Origin of the sequence: Bradyrhizobium betae (assembly GCF_008932115.1) — a bacterium.
GTDB classification, from domain to species: Bacteria; Pseudomonadota; Alphaproteobacteria; order Rhizobiales; family Xanthobacteraceae; genus Bradyrhizobium; species Bradyrhizobium betae.
On record NZ_CP044543.1, the window covers coordinates 4,596,355 to 4,612,006 of the forward strand.

General features: G+C 60.2%; 11 protein-coding genes. 6 read left to right on the plus strand and 5 right to left on the minus strand.

Going from position 1 to position 15,652, the window contains the following annotated elements; genetic code table 11:
* The first annotated feature begins 178 nt into the window (after positions 1-178).
* Positions 179-2,083, plus strand: coding sequence for a cytochrome c/FTR1 family iron permease (locus F8237_RS22005; protein WP_201280141.1), 1,905 nt, complete (start codon positions 179-181; stop codon positions 2,081-2,083).
* 928 nt (positions 2,084-3,011) lie between these two features.
* On the plus strand, positions 3,012-3,737 hold the full coding sequence (gene istB, locus F8237_RS22010) for an IS21-like element helper ATPase IstB (protein WP_476727241.1): 726 nt from the start codon (positions 3,012-3,014) through the stop codon (positions 3,735-3,737).
* Between the two features lie 229 nt (positions 3,738-3,966).
* Here the strand turns inward: istB and F8237_RS36675 are convergent, their stop codons facing one another.
* From F8237_RS36675 to F8237_RS22030, 4 genes are all read right to left on the minus strand, one after another.
* A complete protein-coding gene (locus tag F8237_RS36675) occupies positions 3,967-5,814 on the minus strand; it encodes a P-loop NTPase family protein (protein ID WP_154696369.1) in 1,848 nt (615 codons plus the stop codon).
* A gap of 7 nt (positions 5,815-5,821) precedes the next feature.
* The gene (locus F8237_RS22020) at positions 5,822-6,841 is read right to left on the minus strand and encodes an SIR2 family protein (RefSeq protein ID WP_151647836.1); all 1,020 of its coding nucleotides are present in this window, start codon (positions 6,839-6,841) and stop codon (positions 5,822-5,824) included.
* Positions 6,838-7,344 carry a hypothetical protein gene (locus tag F8237_RS22025; RefSeq protein ID WP_151647838.1) on the minus strand — a complete coding sequence of 169 codons (507 nt, stop codon included), beginning with the start codon at positions 7,342-7,344 and terminating at the stop codon, positions 6,838-6,840. The genes F8237_RS22020 and F8237_RS22025 overlap by 4 nt, the downstream gene beginning before the upstream one ends.
* Before the next feature lie 975 nt (positions 7,345-8,319).
* On the minus strand, positions 8,320-8,571 hold the full coding sequence (locus tag F8237_RS22030) for a hypothetical protein (protein ID WP_151647840.1): 252 nt from the start codon (positions 8,569-8,571) through the stop codon (positions 8,320-8,322).
* A 791-nt stretch (positions 8,572-9,362) separates the two neighbouring features.
* Between F8237_RS22030 and F8237_RS22035 the strand changes: the two genes are divergently transcribed.
* Both F8237_RS22035 and F8237_RS22040 read left to right on the plus strand, forming a co-directional pair.
* Positions 9,363-9,695, plus strand: a complete 333-nt coding sequence (locus tag F8237_RS22035) for a hypothetical protein (protein ID WP_151647842.1) — start codon at positions 9,363-9,365, stop codon at positions 9,693-9,695.
* 76 nt (positions 9,696-9,771) lie between these two features.
* The gene (locus F8237_RS22040) at positions 9,772-10,608 is read left to right on the plus strand and encodes a hypothetical protein (protein ID WP_151647844.1); all 837 of its coding nucleotides are present in this window, start codon (positions 9,772-9,774) and stop codon (positions 10,606-10,608) included.
* Between the two features lie 108 nt (positions 10,609-10,716).
* On the opposite strand, the gene F8237_RS22045 is transcribed toward F8237_RS22040, so the two are convergent.
* Positions 10,717-12,255, minus strand: a complete 1,539-nt coding sequence (locus tag F8237_RS22045; protein WP_151647846.1) for a site-specific integrase — start codon at positions 12,253-12,255, stop codon at positions 10,717-10,719.
* A gap of 406 nt (positions 12,256-12,661) precedes the next feature.
* Between F8237_RS22045 and F8237_RS36960 the strand changes: the two genes are divergently transcribed.
* A complete protein-coding gene (locus F8237_RS36960) occupies positions 12,662-13,021 on the plus strand; it encodes a hypothetical protein (protein ID WP_244625947.1) in 360 nt (119 codons plus the stop codon).
* 472 nt (positions 13,022-13,493) lie between these two features.
* Positions 13,494-15,524 carry a carbohydrate porin gene (locus F8237_RS22055; protein ID WP_151650630.1) on the plus strand — a complete coding sequence of 677 codons (2,031 nt, stop codon included), beginning with the start codon at positions 13,494-13,496 and terminating at the stop codon, positions 15,522-15,524.
* Positions 15,525-15,652: the final 128 nt, after the last annotated feature.

Consider the following 15,652-nt stretch of genomic DNA (forward strand, 5'->3'; position numbering starts at 1 on the left):
GACGACACCACCGACACCACCATGATGATGCTCGCCCTTCGTTGCCGCAGCGGCGCGCGGAGGACGCGTCGGGGCTTCTCAACAAAAGGTGATCTGCAAGCAGATTAGAGCAACTCCAATTGAGCGGCCGGTACCCGGACGGTACCAACTTATCCTCATTGATTCAGTAGGCATCGTTGTGAAAGCCGGACCGTTGCGTTTCGCATTCTTCGCCGTGGTCGCTTTCGTGCTCTTGGGTGCGGCCAGGGCCGAAACCGGCGACGTCGAGACGACCTGGCGTCTGCTCGACTACATCGCGGTTGACTATGCAGGCGCGGTGGCGCACGGACAGGTGTCCAGCCCTTCGGAATATGCGGAGCAGAAAGAGTTTGCCGCTACAGTTGCCGAAAAGCTGCAGGCGCTCCCGCCGAAGCCCGAGAAGGAGACGCTCCTCGGCGAAGCCGATAGACTGAAGCGCGCGATCGCCGAAAAGGCCGAGCCCGAACAGGTTGCCGAGATCGCGCACCGCTTGGCGGCCGCGCTCCTTGCGGCCTATCCCGTGCCGCTTGCGCCGGCAAAAGCTCCTGATCTCGCGCGCGCTGCGACGCTGTACGTCCAGAATTGTGCAGCCTGCCACGGAGAGGCCGGCGACGGTCACGGCCCGGAGGCCGCCAAGCTGGATACCCCTCCCGTCGACTTCACGGATGCCGACCGTGCCCGTCAGCGCAGCGTGTTCGGACTCTATCAGGTCATTACGCAAGGGCTGGACGGAACGGCGATGGCGAGCTTCGAAGGACTGCCGGTCGATGAGCGCTGGGCGCTGGCGTTCTACGTCGGCCAGTTTGCCTTTCCGGACGCCCCCGCGGTGGAAGGCGAACGCCTCTGGAAGAGGGATGCGTCACTTCATCGGCTTCTTCCTGACCTGAAGACGCTGATCGGAACGATGCCCGCGGCGCTCGCCGCCAAGATCGGGCAGGACAAAGCCGACGCCCTCATCGCGTACCTGCGCCGCCATCCGGCGGCCGTCGCGCAGCAGGATGGGGCGCTATCGCTTGTCCGGACACGCTTGACGGAGAGCGTCGAGGCTGTCCGGGCGGGGGATCGCAAACGCGCTGGCGAGCTCGCATTATCCGCCTATCTGGACGGCTTCGAGCCGATCGAGCCGGCGCTGACCGCAAGCGACCGCACGCTGATGGAGCGGATCGAAGGACTGATGGGGGAGTATCGCGCGGCCGTGCAGAGTGAGACCGCAGACCTGCTCTCGGATCGCGTTCGGGTTCTGGACGGTCTCCTCGACGACGCGCAGGCGGCGTTGTCTCCGGATGCGACGAGCTCGTTGTCGACCTTCCTCGGGGCCGCGACGATCCTGCTGCGCGAGGGTCTCGAAGCGCTCCTCATCGTGGTCGCCATGATCGCCTTTCTCCGCAAAGCCGAACGGATGGAAGTCATGCCGTACGTGCACGCGGGCTGGATCGGCGCGCTCGTCGCAGGCTTCCTCACCTGGGTCGTCGCGACCTGGGTGATCGGGATCAGCGGCACGAGCCGCGAATTGACCGAAGGGTTCGGGTCGATCTTCGCGGCGGTGGTGCTGCTGTCGATCGGCATCTGGATGCACGGCAAGGCGCAGGCGGATCAGTGGCAGCGGTATATGCGCGAAAAGATGTCGAAGGCGCTGTCCGGCGGCTCGGCCTGGTTTCTGTTAGTCCTCGCGTTCGTCGTCGTCTATCGGGAGGTGTTCGAGACCATCCTGTTCTACGCCGCACTCTGGCATCAGGGGAACGGCGGTGCGATCCTCGCCGGCGCGCTCAGCGCCTGCATTGCGCTGATGGTCATCGCATGCGCGATGCTGCGCTACAGCAGTCGGCTCCCGATCAGCAAGTTCTTCACCTACAGCTCCTGGCTCATGGCGGTTCTCACGGTCGTGCTCGCCGGCAAGGGCGTATCCGCGCTGCAGGAGGCCGGCATCGTCGGCATCGCGCCGCTGCGCGCAGTACCCCGTCTGTCGATGGTAGGTCTTTTTCCCACCGCGCAGACCGTTGCGGCCCAGATCGCGATGATAGCCGCCCTAGCTGCCGGCTTCGCGCTCAACCGCCGCAGGACCTAGGTTGGCTCGAAAATGGGAGATGCCGCTCTGCCGGTGCACCCGTCTGCCACAGCGGACTTCTAGCGATTTGTGGCCGGAGATACCCGAGGCACTGCCCGATGCCCCTGTCGTCGGCGGAAACGGGGGTCATAGGGTCGGCGGCCATGGGATGGGCCTCTCGGGTTACCGCCTGACCTATTGGCCTGCTCACGACCGGAAACCGCGACGCGTCTTTGAAGAGCTCCTGGGGAACGCAAGACGTCCAGCGTCTTCGTCGATATGCCGAACCGCTGGTAGGAGACCGCGAGATCGCCCTTGAATACGCGCCCGCCGCGCAGCGCCGCGTACAGCTTGCGCTCCACGCGGGACTCGAGATCCGCCCTGGCGGTCAGGACCGGCAGAGTTCCTAATAAAGAAAAGTAGCTTTCTTTTATTTAGTGCTAGAAGCTAGTTAAGATTGCTTTATTAGGGCCTTAGCGATGGCCTTAAAGTAGCAGATCCGCCGCTACTCCCCGGACTAATTAGAGAACTCCAAGGATAGGATTCAGAAAACTGGATCCGATCGAAATTAGGTATTTTAATACCCCTTCTTTCCAGACGGCGCTGACTCCGGATGCGACGAGCTCGTTGTAGACCTTCCTCGGGGCAGCCGCGACGATCCTGCTGCGCGAGAGCCGGGGGGCGGATGCCGCCCTGCCGGTCCACCCGTCTGCCCAAGCGGGCTTATAGCGATTTGTGGCTGGAGATACCGAGGCGCTGCCCGATGCCCCTGTCGTCGGCGGAAACGGGGGTCCCAGGGGCGGCAGCCATGGGATGGGCCTCTCGGGTCAACCCCCTGACCTATTGGCCTGCTCACGACCGGACATCCGCGACGCGTCTTTGAAGAGCCCATGGGGAACGCAAGACGGCTTAGCTTCACATAGCTCCGGAAGGGCCGACCGGATGTCAAATCCAGCCGACGCGAGTGTTGCGTCCGTCGGCGTTGCGTCGAGTCCTGGTCTTGCCGCCGCTTGCCAAGGACATCGCCGACTTCCAGTTCGACGGCACCCCGATCAATCAGACCCTCGTCAATGATCTAGCTGGCGGCGGCTTCATTGCCCAACAACGCAACGTCGTGCTGGTTGGCGGCACCGGCACAGGCAAGACCCACCTGGCCATTGCCATCGCCAGAAGCTGCATCCGATCCGGTGCCCGCGGCCGCTTCTTCAACGTAGTCGACCTCGTCAATCGCCTCGAGACCGAGACCCGCAATGGACGGCAAGGTCGGCTCGCCGAGCATCTGACCAGGATGGACTTCATCGTTTTGGATGAACTCGGCTATTTGCCCTTCGCCCAGTCCGGTGGCCAGCTTCTCTTCCACCTCGTCAGCAGGCTCTATGAGCGCGCCTCCGTCATCGTGACCACCAATCTCGCCTTCGGCGAATGGCCGAGCGTGTTCGGCGACGCCAAAATGACTACCGCGCTGCTCGACCGATTGACCCATCACTGCGACATTGTCGAGACCGGCAACGATAGCTGGCGATTCAAGAGCCGAGACGACGATCACGCCACCCGCGCTCGTCTCGCCTCCGCTATCCCGGCCAGCTCCGACGAGACGAGCGCTACCGCCAAAGCTCGCCGCGCGAAGGGGTCAAAATTGGACGCCGATGAGGGGTCAAATTTGAACGCCGATTGACACCGAGGAGCGCAGGAAAGCGCAAGACGCGGGCAAGAAGCCGCCGGAGCCGACGAGATTCATCTTCCCATCGGTCGACGGCGGGGAGATGGTGAGCAGATGGGACATACATCGGGCACCGCCCGACATTCTGGTCACCAACGCTTCGATGTTGGGCACGATGCTGTCGCGCGAAGTGGAGGACAAGGTCTTCGAAGCGACTCGTCAGTGGCTCGCCAGCGATCCGGACTCATATTTCTTTCTCATCATCGACGAACTGCATTTGGTCCGCGGTTCGGCCGGGACCGAGGTGTCTTTCCTCATCAAGTCGCTGCTGCAGCGCCTGGGGCTCGACGACCCGGGCGAGCTTCATAAGCTGCGCATTTTGGCTTCGAGCGCATCTCTTCCGCTCGACGAGGAGAACGAACGCCACAGTCTCAGATACCTGATACAGGCCTGACACGCGCTGCTCGTTGATTGCAGATTCGCCGCGCAGCTTGGTCAGCGCGGCGAGCGCATTTGCTCCAATGGTGGTGTAGGCAGGATCGCCAGCTCCTTGGCGTCCCAGCTCCAGTGCCTTTTTGATCACCGACCGCAGCTCAAGGCCTCGAAGCCGCTTGAACATCTCGTAGAATTCGTGGGGAGTAACCTTCGACAAAAGGGCAATGTCCTCCTCGTTCCAGCCGTGGTCCTTGGCGATCTTGAAAAGCACCTCCGCAGGATCTCGGGTGTCCGAATAAGAGTTGTACCGGTTGATTATAGCCGTCTGCAGGTCGGGGTCCTGCACCGAGAAACCCCCGCTCCGAATATCGTAGAACCCGCGAGGTTGGTCCTTATTGGCCTCCAGCCAGTCGTCGAGCACCTGCTGGGCATCTGCAGGTTTGCCCATACGCTTGAGGAACATGATCGCGCCATCCACGTAGTTGACCGGCGTATGGTCGGGGTACGTCTTCACCGCGTGGATAAGGCCTTTGCAAACCTCGTCCATGTTATCGTCGAACGAATCGCGGTAGGCGTCCCAAGGTCCTTGGACGGCGTGGCGCAGGCCTTCATTCTTGTAGTTGTCGTCAAGCTTCCTAGCTTCTTCGATGAGCTCGTCACGATCGATGAAACCTTTCTGGATGCCATCCAGCAGAACGCGGTCGAGGGCATCCACTAGTCCGAAAGGATAGGCCTCAAGTAGGTCGTCCAGCTTCTTCTGGTCCTCGGTGAGCTTTCGGTCGTTTAGCGCATAGCGAGACTTGTAGCGTTCGTTGAGCGTGTAGCGCAGCAGTTCGTCCTGCTTGGCGTAGACGCACCAACCGAAGAGAACCAAACTTGAGATCGCTTGCGCCAAAACACGCGGGTCAAAACCGGTGAGGTGAGGGCGCACATCGTTTACCAGCCGCTCGATTTTCTTAAGGATGCGGATGTTAGCGATCTCAAGCTTCTGGCAATTCTCCCGCATCAATTCGTCGGAGGTGTCGGTACCCTTGAAGGCGATCTGGCACGCCTCCGCCGATGTGGGTTCAAAGAGCAGGGAGGTGTCTATGACCTTCTCGCTGTATTTATCGAAGGCTTCGCGATCACCGGTCTTGTCCAGCTCATCTTCATTCAGGATGAGGACGATTTTGCATTTGCGCCGTTCCTTTAGGAGGGAAGCGAGCCCGAGGATGTCGATTACCCGAAGCTTCTCGCCCTTCCGCTCAATATCATCGATGCAGATGATGTAATTGCGCACGGATAGGAATGCGGCCTGCTCGGCGATGGTGGTAAGACCTGGCTTGACGACCCCGAGAGCCTTCGCGCCGAACGATTTGAGGTTTTCGCCCAACGTCTCCATCGTCGGGCCCGTAGCGATGCTCGTTATCGGAATGGCATTCTCGAAAGTCGAGAGTTTGAAGCGGTCGAGGGTATCGAGGCCGAACAAGGAGACGTAAGAGTACGACTGGAGCGCAACATCCTTGCCCACCTCTTTGAGTAGGCTCTCCCACGTGTAGGTTTTCCCTACACCCCACTTACCTCGGATGCAAAGCACCTCCGGCGTGGGGTCCTTGAGAAAGCGGATGATTTCCTTGCGGAGCAAGACGAGGGCTGTCGGCTTTTCTTTTCTAGCCATGGACTACCTAAAGGGCGGTAATGCGGGTAAGGGCCATTCGGCCGTCATGGAAGAAGCGCTCGAGTTTCATCAGCTCCACCATGTCCCGACCGGATAACGTGTTCCGTATCGATCGCCTGGAAGCGCCTACGATTGCATTCTTGATCTGCTGCCCGGGATTGACCGGTAGGGCCGGATTGGAGCCGATGGCCTTTGCGCCGTCAGGCCCAACCAGAAACAGCTTGAGGCCGCGCTTCTCGACGGCATTGAATATCACCCGGTTGATATGTGCATCGGCAAAGCTGTAGCCAATCACCATGAGGCGGGCCATCGGCATGTTGAGCCACCACTCGAATTGTGCGTGGTAGGCTTCAAGAAGCGGGTGTTTGCCGATGTCGGCTTCCTTATCCCCGCCCAAGATCAGCATCATGTCCCGACCGTCCTTGATGTCGATCGAGCCGTGCAGCTTGTAATAGGGCTGTAGATTACGCGTGGGCGAAAAGTCGTCGCCGGCCTTGAACAACGGAATTCGAGAAGCGAGGGAGCCAAACGTCAGGGTGTCCATGGCCGGCACCAGCCCAGGACGGTGGGCGCCGACGTTCCGTGGACCCTGATAGGTGTTCTTCGCAAAATCAGTATCGGTCACAACCGGCAGGTAGTGAGTCTCGAGCAAAGTATCTTGGTTAAGCGTGAAAATCGCGTCGAATCGGGTGAGAAAGCGAATGACGCCAAGCCGCGGGTCTTCAAACGCCTCGTCGAACTTCGATTGGCTAAAGGCCAGCCACATGTCGCCAAACATGCGCCGGACGGCGGTGGTCAAGTTGCGCAGGTCCTGCTCCCCCTGTGGGGTATAGTTCTCCTCGAACTCCTTCCTCAACCGAGCAAGGGTCGCTTCGAAGCCTAGGTGCTGGTCGGCCCACAGGATCTTGCGAAGATCCTCGTCGTCCTCGGTAACGCCCAACAGGTATTCGAACGCCTCGCTCGCGAGGTATCCGCCCCAGTTGTACGAAAAGCCGGCGCCGGTCAGCAAAATGTGAGGGATCATCATTTCTTTCGCTGGGCGGGATCAAGATGGGCGGGAAGGGGCGGCAAGGCAGGAATCCGCGAAATCGCGAACATGCCTTCCTCGAGGGCCGCGTGATGGATGTTGGTTGCGATGTAGTTCGACAGCTTGTGGCCGAAGTCGAAGTATTCGTTCAGATCGTCGGCAACCTGCCTGATCTCCTCAAGAGAGGATTGGATGACGCTGGTGTTGCCCTGACGAGAAATCGAATAAATGGCCGTCCTGTTCTGCCAAGCCTCGACCATATTCGAGTGGACCAGCAAATTGCGATTGGTCGTCAAAATACCCATGGCCTTCAGGTAATGGTTCGTCGCCGCGGCCGCATCTTCCGGCCAATCAACCTGGCTCATAAACGTTTCGATGAGGCGGACGCGGTCGCTCGGGTTCGTCCGGGCTGAAATGACCGCGGCCTGGCGCTCCTTGAGGTTTGCGACCGCTGCAAGCATCCAAACGTGGGTCAATTCAAACCGCGCATAGTTGATACTCACGACCCCCAGCGCATGCACGCTTTCTGCCGGAGCGACTTGATATCAGGGCCAGCTCATCAATCCTCAACCTTCAAAAGCTGCTTTATAGGGCAGGTTGAGATGGCGAAAAACAGCCGGGTACCAGGGCCGGAGTGGAGAGGGTCGCCACCGCCGTGAGCGGTTCAACACCGAATTCGGCAGGTTCTGGAGAAGATGGCGCCTCCGCCTTGAATCTGGGATGCTGGGCTGCCTGACCGCCAATCAAGGTCCGACGCGGACTCAGAACTCGAAGGTCGCGGGAGCATTCCGTTCGCAGCCGTCAGCGCCGCCAGAGGACCAAGGGTCCGAGCCTTGCCGCTATCGCACGGTAGCTGACCGCGCGATAGCGACCAACAAGGCCGAGCGCCGTCGGCGACGCACGGCTTCAGAGGCGTCTCTGCTAGTCCCGAGGGATCGGTTAGACAGCCCCAGCCGCGTGCCAAATTTCAGTCTCGTTTTGAGATAGTGTCCAGGCCAACAGGGAAGACAGCGAATCCCAAAAGCTCTGTCTAATCAATCGAACCCCGTGCCAAACTCGAAACACGGCCGTGCCAAAATCACGTGTGTACGACAGCAATCGAACGAACCGTCTCGCCAGCGTCAGCCCGGGCCAAGGCCCGTTCGCGAATGTCTTCCGAATAGGGGCGCGTCATCCATGCTGGCCTCCGCTTCCCAGCATGCAGCTTGAATCAGAAATCTTCCCCGCTGGGAATCCCGATTCCGGGAAAAAGCAACATGCTCTAGGTCATTCAGCGTATGCGTTGAAACGGGCCGTGGTCGTTGCTAGGGCGCGAGGCGCAGGGCGTCAGCGCGCTCCCTGTCGGGGATCGCTACCAGAACCGCTCGTCCGACCACTTCTGCCACCGAAGAAAAATCGGCCGCGGAACGTAGTAATCGCATTTCCAGGGGCCCGTTTTCTTCCGCCGCGGTGCTGTCCGCAATTAGGGGAAGAGAACACTACTCGCCAAATTGCTCGCTGGCCCACGTGCACCACTGATAATGGACCGGCAGCGGCACGAAATACCCCGCGATTCTGCACGGAGGAAGGCCGTCACGAAAGTGCATCAACCGGTCCTCGCGCGCGATGAGGCCGCGTTCGAGCAGCCTCTGAAGGGTTACCTTGGAGCAGTGCGGCTGATGATTGACAGCGATCGCTTCGAACGCGTTCGTCGCGGCTTTGCCCAGACCCTTGCACGGGTGATCCGTCAATCGAGTACTCCTTACTTGGTGGTGGACACGCGCTTGCGTGACACATGGTACCAATATCAGCTGCGACGACCGCCAATTCAAACGAAATGAGTTTTGGTCAAATTGACGATTGTGGAAAACCAGAAAACGTCGACGGATCAGGGCTGCCAGTTTCGAGTTGCCAACATTTCCTTTGTTTAGGCAATTCTGAACATCCATTCATTAGTCGCAGACTGGTTCTCGTCGACCTTCGAAGGACGACGCGGAAAGGCACTTGCTCTGGTCGATAATTGCTCGAAAATAACTCGAAGATCAGGTCTCGACCCGATGCCTTAGCCGTCTGCGTTGCCGCTTCGTGACGTCATCGTGTTCAGCTCAGCAAGCAGACTACCTTCGAACATCGAGTAAGGGTAATTCGCGCACGCTTCAATCCAGGATCGTCACTTCATTTTATGAAGTAAGCATCGTCCGGATCGAATTTCATCCGATCACAAAACAAGCTGTGCAATTGACTGCATCGCAGCCACCAACCTGACAATTGTCAGGTCTGCCTGCCAAGAGCGATCGTCTAAGGCGCAGAGCGTGTTCTCGACCACGCTGTTGAAATCGTGGAGAGCGATAGTGTCCTCTGTCCGCGGCATCTTGCTGAAGCTGCCGCTTTGATTGATTTCGCAGGCAGATTTGCGTCGGTGGGAAGCTAAGCTCTCAAGACGTCAACAAACGATAGGATTGACCTCGGGCCGCTTTTGCCAACCATTTCTGCTCACGACGGAGCGCAATGTGCGCTGCTGTCCCGAAGGAGAGTAGGTCTAATGCGTGACTGGATTGTGATGACCGCGAGCGGTCAGATGCCAAGCCGGTGCAAGGGCAGGTACCGCCGCGTCGCGGTCGTTGAGATTGAGGAGGCCGGCATTGTGCCGAAAATGATCTCGGAGCGCGCGAAGGGGGTCCGTCGTATTGTGCGCGACTATGGGCCGAAGAGCGTCGGCAAGACCGAGGCCTGTGCCTACCAGCGTACGCTCGTCGTTGCCAATGCATTCGCCGAGCGGCTCCGCGGCCAGCACGCCGCGGCGATCGCCCGCGTCGCCGACGCCCTGAATGGCGGCATGGCGCTCTCGGCAACTGAAATGGCTATGCTCGACTAATCACGCGTCCAGCTGCGCGGCCCACCGGGCTCGAAGCCGTGAGGGGCCGGCGTCGCGGCGGCGAGCGGAGGAAAGAATGCTACTACCCTGCTACGTCAAGATGAAGAACGGCAAAGAGCCCGACGCGACCTTCGGCTTCGCCAAGTGCTACGACGGTTTCGACGCCGCCTGGGACGCCGTGGATATGGCGCTGCGCCGACGCCTCGACCTTCCGGACGGAGCCTTTAAGGTGGTCTGCGACTGGGGACTGACGTACTGGCTATCCGAAGACGGATTGCAGCACAATTTGACGTGCTCTTTCATGCTCCGCCTGGCGGTCAATCTCCGCTACGGCGACGAAGCCGAGATCGTGACCTGCATGGACGATGAGAGCGGCGGCCTCGGCGCCATCCACATCCCGAATCCCGATACTGGACAGCGCAAGGTGGTCGCCGACCTGTTCGGGATCATGCCGTCGATCCTCGCCGACGACGCGAGCGGCAAGCTCAAACACGACTTTTACGCCTGGCTCGACGCACAGGTCGGCGGACGACCTGCACTAGCTGCCGCATCGGCCTGTCCACGGGCGCCGGCGATGACCGAGATCAAGGACGGCATCGCTGTCGCGCAAAAGGGGAGGGGGACGCCCCGAAAGATCTTAGAGGGGCCCGGACCGATTGAAGTGGTTCGCCCGAGTGGCGCGCAATTCATCGTCAACAACACGGGCAAAGAGCCGCGCGGCCGCATCATGTTCAAGAAGGATGGTAGGGAGGTGTTGACCCTCGCCATCGGGGCGTCGGAGATCACGCGGCCGGTGCTGTCGCTGATCGAGTTGGCTTTTAATGCTGGTCACCGTCGGGGCATGTCCGAGGCATACGACATCGTTCGCTCGAAGAAAGCATTGGCGGCGATGGCAGTAGCGGGTAACGCCTAGTCGCTCAGCGTCTGATGAAGGCGGCCGCGAAAATCGAAACGATAGCGCAGCGGATGCGCGCCGAGCTGGACGAATAGACAATGGATCTCTCCGCAATCAAACCTCACCTCACTCCGGGGTCTTCTTCGTTTTGAGTTTGGTAGCGCGTCTTTGCACGGACGGTGCTGGCATCGTGCCGCCGGCATTCAGGAACGCCTCGATCAAAGCATCGGACCACGCTTTCATGGCGACCGTCTTCTCCTCCATGAGCTGATCCACCGAGTAAAACTCCCGGGTGACGTCCGACATGCCGGACTGCTCTTTGTCGTCGAGCGCGTGGGCCAGCGTCACCGACGCCGCCCTCGGCGATACGGCCTTCTCTAGGAACGCAGTCATCGCGGCGCGGGCGAGGTGAAGCGAATAGTATTTGACGTCCTGCAGCACGCCCGCCGCGCGGAGCTTGCCGATGTGCTCGTTGAGAGCGCTCGGGTATGTAGATACGTCCTCGTTACCGGGGTCGCGACCGGTGCGGCGCGTCGACGCGAAGACCCACTTCGAATCGAGGTCGCCGTGTTCGTTCTTCACGAGCTGCTTCCAATCGGTCATGGCGAACGTCGCGATGTCACGGACCACAGGCGGCAAGGGAAGCCAAAACACCTCCTTGGCCTTCATCTGGTCCTCCTCCCACATGGCGCGGCCCCAGCCTGGCGCATTGTGCGGGTCCTGTTCTTTGAAATTATTCCGCTCAAGTTTCACGGTTGTGTAGCGCCTGTTTGCCGTGAAATTCGTCCACCACACGCCGAACCTGACGCCTGGCCCGACCATGTCGCGCCCGGTGCGCCCGGCGCAGTATTGCTCGTGTGCCGCCAGCACCTTCCCGATCTCAGCCACGGTGAGCTCCGATTTTCGCAGAAGCCGCAGTTTACGGCGCGCCTTGATTGCCTTTTGCTCGTCGGCGGAGGGATCGGCGACGGTCAGGCGCTCCCACCATCGGTCCCTCCCATCTTTCAGGCCGCTCTGGAATGGATGCTTCTTCGCCGCCCAGACCATGGCGGCCTTGAACCAGACGATGAATTTACGCTTCGCCCGGTGCACGCCGGCGCCAGCGATCTTAGGCTCGATCGCGTCGCGGACCCTCTCGACGGTCTCGCGGTCGAGGTCGATCAGAAGCATCGGCCCGAGGACCTGCACCGCCTCATGGCTGAAGGCCTGCCGGATGTCATTCACCGTCGACGGAGACGCGGGCCTGGTGCGTTCGTTGAGCCATCGGCCGCCGGACATGTACGCCGTGTAGCCGAGGCACAGCTGCGACACGCTCCACGACAACGGCGGCGGCGGTAGCGCTGGCGTCGGCGGCTCCTCGGTCTTGGCCTCGCCCAGTTCGACGTAGACCCGCTGGGCCTTCTGCCTGGCGGCCGCGAGAGTCAGGTAGCTCGGATCGACGTGGATCCCGACCGGCGTGCCGATAACCTTTGTCTTCTTGAAGGCCCGGACAAGCCAAGAGACCTTCTTCCCCCGGCGGCGCAGCGTCAGGTAGGGCAGCTCGGTATCGTTAAGATCATGGATCGCGTCGTCGCCGGGGACGGCGGTCTTGGCGGCGGCGGCGGCCTCCTTCACGTCGTCGGGGCCGATCCGGCCGCGCCGCTGTCCACCCTTTGGCCTGTCCACTCTTGCATCCACGCCGGTAACTCCGTACAAACTGCTGTACAAACGCTACACGGTCGATCTGGTCGGCAGAAGCGTTCCGTGGAGTGTGGAGGACCTGTTTCCCCGGGAAAATCCTTTGAAAATTAACCAGTCGGCGCGCGAGAGCCCTCAGGCCTTGTATCATAATCCTGGGGTCGGGGGTTCGAGTCCCTCTCCCGCTACCAAGAAATTCCACACATAAACAATAACTTGGCTTATTATGCGACTCTCGGATTTCCTTTTCAAAAATCCGAACGATCTTCTCTGTACCCACTTTTGTACCCAAGAAGCCGAATCCTTCGTGATGTTACAAAGTCGGGGCACAAACGTGGAGGTGCCCCGAGTTCGTATCGTCTGCGAACGGATTTCTACACCGGCGCCGCTGCGAATGCGGATTTCTACACCTCGATGCGGATTTTTACACCTCGGCGCCGAGTACAGCTTTTTCCGCAGGCGCATCCGTGCACAGAGCCTGTTCCCCTGGCTATTGCGCGGCGTGGACTTCGACAACGATAGCGCCTTCATGAACGATATCGTCGTGCCATGGTGTCGCGAACAGAAGCTCGAAGTAACTCGCTCGCGCGCCTACAAGAAGAACGATCAGGCGTTCGTCGAGCAGAAGAATGGTGCGGTCGTCCGCCGCCTCATGGGCTATGGCCGCTTCGGCACCGACCCAATCCTCGGCGAGAAGTTGTCCAGTAACATTCTCAGTGAGGCAATGCGGGGGGCAATATTGCAGGCCGAATGACACCAGTCCGCGAATGCTCCAACGCCCAACAAGCCTTCAGGATATGAGTGGGAGAGTGAGACGCCGTTCTTTTGCGCGAAGGTGTAGCCCGACTCGAGAACAGCACGTCCAAGACCCACGGTCGTACTTGCTTCCGGAAAATGGGGGCGATCGGGATCGATGCGGTCATCATCCGCCGCTTCGAGAGTGGTGGCGGAGTTTCCAGGCAGGGATTGAAGGAGCGTTTTCGGCCCGGTTGTCCGCGCGCTTTCAGCACGAACAATGCCTATGCCAGCGACCCAGACTAGCGGCGCGGAACATACCCGGATCATATCGCCTTTCCCCTCGTCCCTGACATGTAACCGAAGACCTGAGACAAGGCGACCGGATCGAAGTAGCCCATTGTTGCAGAATGGTCACAGGCGCATGAGAGAAGATTTCGGACGGTCGTCCTTTGCTTGAACACCAACATCGGTTGGGGCTCTTGAACGCGATGAAGCGGATCTGTCTCACAATGGCCTGTCTTGTCCTCGGCGCACCGGCGGCAGCGGTTGAGGCGTATCAGGCCAAGTCCTCAAAACCGAAAATTGTGGATTGGACGGGTCTCTACTTCGGCGGACACTTCGCCTACGCGGACGGCCGGTCGAGTTGGACGGCCAGCGACGCCGTCTCGACCGTCAGCGGATCGACCAGCCTGTTCAACTCATACGACGCCTTCAAAGGCACTGGCAGCTATCTGTTCGGCCTGCAGGCAGGTTACAATGTCATGCTGCCCTCGCGCTTCGTGCTGGGTTTCGAGACGGATGTCTCCGCACCCAACACCCTTGCAGGAGAGCGGACGACAACATCTGTCTCAGGCGGCACCGCCAGCTATCGCGACACGGTTCTCGGGTCGGGAACGGCCCGCGGTAGGCTCGGCTATGCCTTCGATCACTGGCTGCTTTATGCGACCGCCGGCTTTGCCTGGTCCTACGACAGGCTCGAGCGTACGAAGCTTGGCGGGACGCCGCTGGTTGGCAACGCCTCCGCCGGGACCGTTGATACAGCCTTGACGTGGCGACTTGGCTGGGCGGCCGGAATCGGAGCCGAAGTGCCGATCGCGCCGCACTGGACCGCAAAGGCGGAATTCCTGGCCTCGGAGCTTGGCGATCATAGCAAGGGTCTTGCCGCATCGGCGGAATCGTTGAACTCCAACCTCGCGGTGCAGCGGATCCAGGTCGGGGTGAACTATCAGCTTGGTCCCGATCTTGCGCACACCGACATTGCCGCCAAAGGCATCTCCCCCGCCGAGATGGACGATTTCGCAGTGCATGGCCAGACGACGGTCGTCACGCAATACGCGCTGCCATTTCGTGCTCCCTATAGCGGACAGAACAGCCTCTCGCCGAATCAGGTGCGAGAGACCTTCGATGCCGACCTCTATGTGGGATTCCGGCCTTGGGATGGAGCCGAAATTTGGATCAACCCGGAAATCGACCAGGGCTTCGGTCTCAACGGCACGTTCGGCGTCGCGGGCTTCCCCAGCGCGGAGGCCTACAAGGTAGGGTCCACGTATCCCTATGCGAGGATCCCGCGCGCGTTTCTGCGGCAGACGATCGACCTCGGTGGCGAGGTGCAGAAGGTCGATTCCGGGTTGACGCAATTCGCTGGCTCGCAGACGAGCGATCGCCTTGTGCTCACAGTCGGCAAGTTCAGCGTCGTGGACATCTTCGATTCCAACAAATATGCCCACGATCCGCGCGGCGACTTCTTGAACTGGACGTTGGTCAACACCGGCGCGTTCGACTACGCCGCCGACGCATGGGCCTTCACTTATGGCGCCGCCGCTGAGTGGTATACTGGTCCGTGGACATTCCGCGCCGGTGTGTTCGACGGTCCGGTCGTGCCTAACAGCACGGATCTCGATCCGCACTTCGGCCAGTTTCAGATTGTCGGTGAGGTCGAGCGCCGCTATGAGCTCGCAGGTCAACCGGGCAAGGTTGCTGTAACTGGCTATTTAACCCGTGCGCACATCGGAAATTTCCAGGACGCGGTCAATCTGGCCAACCTCACCGGCCAGCCTGCCGACCTTTCCCTCGTTCGCAGCTACACGAGCAAGCTCGGAATAGCCGGCAATATCGAGCATCAGGTCGTCCCCGGCGTCGGCCTGTTCGCGCGAGCCGGCTATACGCCCGGCAGGTCAGAGGCCTACGCCTTTACCGATGCCGACGCGACACTCGCGGGTGGCGCTTCGATCTCCGGAAAATTCTGGAATAGGCCGAACGATACGCTCGGGATCGCAGGCATTCGCAACATGATTTCCGCGGTGCACCAGGCCTATTTCGCAGCAGGCGGATACAGTGCCTTGATTGGCGATGGGCAGCTTCCGCATCCAGGCGCCGAAAAGATCATGGAAATATACTACACGCTTCCGATCGCGAGGTGGACGCTTGGCTTCGACTATCAGTTCATCACCAATCCCGCCTACAATCGCGACCGTGGACCGGTCTCCATCGTTGCTACTCGTTTGCATACGCAGTTCTGATTCCTCTGCTTTCGGTGTCAGGAATCTCTGGTAGGCTTTCGTCATCAAGTCGATGGCCCTGCGGTGCTGCCATGTGCAACCGAAAACTGCCCCAGCTTTCACTGCTCGCAATCGGCCTCTTGCTGCAA